The sequence below is a fragment of the Mesorhizobium sp. M7D.F.Ca.US.004.01.2.1 genome, from assembly GCF_003997785.1.
Lineage (GTDB): Bacteria > Pseudomonadota > Alphaproteobacteria > Rhizobiales > Rhizobiaceae > Mesorhizobium > Mesorhizobium loti.
On sequence record NZ_RZRQ01000455.1, the window covers coordinates 1 to 3693 of the forward strand.

At 63.7% G+C, this 3693-nt stretch carries 3 protein-coding genes and 1 pseudogene; all 4 read right to left on the minus strand.

The genetic code is table 11. The features are described 5' to 3' along the window. A pseudogene (locus EN993_RS32825) lies at nucleotides 1-552 on the minus strand (branched-chain amino acid ABC transporter permease); the annotation flags it as partial. A 3-nt stretch (nucleotides 553-555) separates the two neighbouring features. Continuing rightward, nucleotides 556-1455: a branched-chain amino acid ABC transporter permease gene (locus tag EN993_RS32830; RefSeq protein ID WP_127265928.1), complete on the minus strand. Its 900-nt coding sequence runs from the start codon at nucleotides 1453-1455 to the stop codon at nucleotides 556-558. Continuing rightward, nucleotides 1452-2387, minus strand: a complete 936-nt coding sequence (locus EN993_RS32835) for an ABC transporter ATP-binding protein (protein WP_127265930.1) — start codon at nucleotides 2385-2387, stop codon at nucleotides 1452-1454. The genes EN993_RS32830 and EN993_RS32835 overlap by 4 nt, the downstream gene beginning before the upstream one ends. 114 nt (nucleotides 2388-2501) lie before the next feature. Further along, the gene (sfnG, locus tag EN993_RS32840; protein WP_127265932.1) at nucleotides 2502-3605 is read right to left on the minus strand and encodes a dimethylsulfone monooxygenase SfnG; all 1104 of its coding nucleotides are present in this window, start codon (nucleotides 3603-3605) and stop codon (nucleotides 2502-2504) included. Nucleotides 3606-3693 lie beyond the last annotated feature (88 nt).

Genomic DNA, 3693 nt, shown 5'->3' on the forward strand with positions numbered 1-3693 from the left:
GGTCAGCACAGTGACGATGGTCAGAGCGAAGAAATAGCGGCCGATGGCGCCGTCGAGCGCGAAGCCTGAAATCGACAGTCTCGGCGCGTCGATGACGCCGGATGCCGAGTTGTTGGAGAACCAGCTGAACTTGGTCAGCGCCCATTGCACGAAGAACTGCGCGGCAAGGGTCGAAACCGCGAGATAGAAGCCTTTCAGCCGCAGGCTGGGAAGGCCGAAGACGATGCCGATCGCGGCCGCGACGGTGCCGGCCAGGAAGATGCTGCCGATCAGCGGCAGGCCTTCGATCCTCAGATTGAAATTATAGGCGGCGAAGGCGCCCGCCGCCATGAAGGCAGCACTGCCCAGCGACACCTGGCCGGCATAGCCAGTGAGGATGTTCAAGCCCACGCCGGCGAGGCTGAGCGCCAGGAACGGCAGCAAGATGGCCTCGAACAGATAGCTCGAGCCGATCAGCGGCACGACGCCATAGGCGAAGGCGAGCAGCAGGACCGGTGCGACCCATTTCGGCAGCACCGGCGCGTTGGAGAAATCGCTTGTTATAGCGGTCATCGCTCAGATCCTCTCGACGAGCTTCTGGCCGAACAGGCCGGAAGGGCGGATCAGCAGGAAGACGAGCGCGACGACATAAGCGAACCAGCTCTCTATGCCGCCGCCGAAATAGTCGCCGATATAGACCTCGGCGAGCTTCTCGCTGGCGCCGATCAACAGCCCGCCGACGATGGCGCCGAGGATGGAGTCGAAGCCGCCGAGCACCAGCACCGGCAGCGCCTTCAGCACCACCAGCGACAGCGAGAACTGGACGCCGAGGCGTGCGCCCCAGAGCAGTCCGGCCACCAGCGCGACGAGGCCGGCGGCGGCCCAGACGGTCGCCCAGATCAAGGGCAGCCTGAGGCCGACCGCGAGGGCAGCGAACTGGTCGTCGGCGACGGCGCGGAAGCTGAGGCCGATGCGGGTGTAGCGGAAGAACAGCGACAGCAGGAGAACCATGCCGGCGGCAACCACGGCGGCGAAGATATCGAACTGGCTGATCAGCACGCCGCTGATTTCCAGCGGCACGTCCTCGATGCCGAGATCAAGACCATGGACCTGCGTGCCCCAGATCAGCTGGGCTGCACCCTCGATGATGTAGGACAGGCCGAGCGTCGCCATGAACAGCGTGATCGGCGGCTTGTTGGTCAGTGGCCGCAGCACCGTGCGCTCGATGGCGATGCCCATCGCCACCATGATGGCGAAGGTGATCACCAGCGCCAGCGCGAACGGAATGCCGCGCTCGACAAGGCTGACGAAGGTCAGCGCCGCAAACAGCAACATCGCGCCCTGCGCAAAATTGAGCACGCCAGAGGTCTTGTAGATCAGCACGAAGCCGATCGCGACCAGCGAATACATGACGCCGGAAAGCAGGCCGCCGACGAGCACTTCGATGAAGAACTGGTAGTCGAAATCGGCGATCATATGCCTGCCCCGTCCTCATTGTCCGAGGCGACGCCGAGATAGGCATCGATGACGCGCTGGTCGTTCCTGACTTCGTCGGGCGTGGCGTCGGCAATCTTGCGGCCGTAGTCGAGAACGGCAATGCGATCAGACAGGCCCATGACGACACCGACATCGTGCTCAATCAGCACCACAGTGGTGGCGAAGCGGTCGCGCGCGGCGCGGACGAAGGTCGCCATCTCGCTCTTCTCGCCCGCGGTCATGCCGGCCATCGGCTCGTCGAGCAAAAGAAGGCGCGGCTCAGCGACCAGTGCACGGGCCAGTTCGACCCGCTTCTGCAGCCCGTAAGGCAGCGTGCCGGCAAGGCGATCGCGAACAGCGGTGAGGTCGAGGAATTCGAGGATCTGTTCGGCGCGGCTCAGGGAGTCGCGCTGCTCGCCGCGCGAGCGGCCGATGCCGAGCACCTGGCCGGCAAAGTTGGAGCGGACCTTGTATGCGAGGCCGGAAGCGACATTGTCGAGGACGCTGAGGCCCTTGAACAGTGCGAGGTTCTGGAATGTCCTGGCGACGCCGAGCTGCGCCAGCCGCTGCGTTGGCACCTGGGCATAGACGACGCCGTCGAGCTGGACATGGCCGCGATCCGGCCGGTAGACACCGCTGATGACGTTGATCAGCGAGCTCTTGCCGGCGCCGTTCGGGCCGATGATGGCGCGGATCTCGCCGGGGCGGACCGACAGGTCGAGATCGGCCAGTGCCACGACGCCGCCGAACGACAGGCCGATGCCCTGGAGCGAAAGCAGCGGAGAGGCGACGCCGGCAACGGAGCCGATCGGCCCGCTATTGTCTTCGGACTGCTGCTGCTCCCGCGGGGTTGACGGCAGGCCGCGCGCAAAGACCTCCGGCGCATAGGCGGAAGCCTCCATCACTCCGAGTGTATAACTGGGCAACGGCATTCCAATCGTCCTCGATTAGGCGCGCAAATCCTCATTGCTGCTCGACGGCTCGAGCGCGCCGGTAGCTTTCATGCGTGTGCCGGCCGGAGCCTATCCGGCCAGCCTGTGGGGTGACTACTCAGCCGCCAGCGACGCTGCCGCCTCGGCGTTTTCCAGTTCGCGGACGAGCGGGATGACATGCTTCCCGAAATACTCGACCTCTTCCTGGAAGTGCAGGAAGCCGAGCAGGATGAGATCGGCGCCGGCGCGCTTCAGGTCAACGATGCGTTCGGCGACTTGCCGGGGCGTGCCGATCAGGTTCGAGCGGAAGCCGTCATTGTACTGGACCAGATCGTCGAAGGACGATTTCGCCCAATTGCCTTCGCCCTCCGGCGAAGCCTTGCCGGCATTCTTGACCTCATGGCCAAAGGCGTTGACCGCCTCGGGATTGGCTTTGGCGATGATTTCGGCGAGCACCGCCCTGGCCTCGTCCTCGGTCTCGCGGACGACCGCGAAAGCGTTGACGCCGACCTTGACGGAATGGTTGTTGGCCTTCGCCTTGGCCCTGAGGTCGTCGACCTGCTTGGCGATCTCGGCCGGCGTGTTGCCGTTGGTGAAGTACCAGTCCGAAACCCGCGATGCCATGTCGCGTGCGGCGCGCGATGAACCACCCTGGAAGATTTCGGGCAGCGGCTGCGGCGGCTTCGGCTTCAGTGAATATTCGTTGAAGCGATAGAAATCGCCGCGGAAGGTGAAGCTGTCTTCAGTCCATATTCCGCGCAGCGCACGGATGAACTCCTCCGAGCGGCGATAGCGCTCGTCATGGTCGAGCCAATGCTCGCCGATGGCATGGAACTCGCCACGGAACCAGCCGGAGACGAGGTTGACCGCAACACGGCCGTTGGTCAAATAGCTGATGGTGGCGATCTGCTTGGCCGCAAGCGCCGGGTTCCACGGTCCGGGCAGGATCGCGGCGATGACCTTGAGCGTGGTGGTCGCGGCCAGCAGGTCATGGCTGAACACCACCGATTCATGCTGCTCGTCAGCACCGTAGCCGGCGGTGAAACGGATCTGGCTGAGCGCATAGTCGAAGCCGGACTTCTCGGCGATCTGCGCCAGCTTGCGGTTGTACTCGGCCGAATGGCTGGTGCGCTGCTCGATGTTGGAGATTACCAGGCCGCCCGAAACATTCGGCACCCAGTAGGCAAACTTGATTGCGTCGGTTTCTGCTTGTGCCATGAACTGTCTCCCATTCAGGCCGTGTCGTTGATCGCTCCGGTCGCGCCGGCTTTCCCCAATATTTATTATGTTTATAGAATATATATAC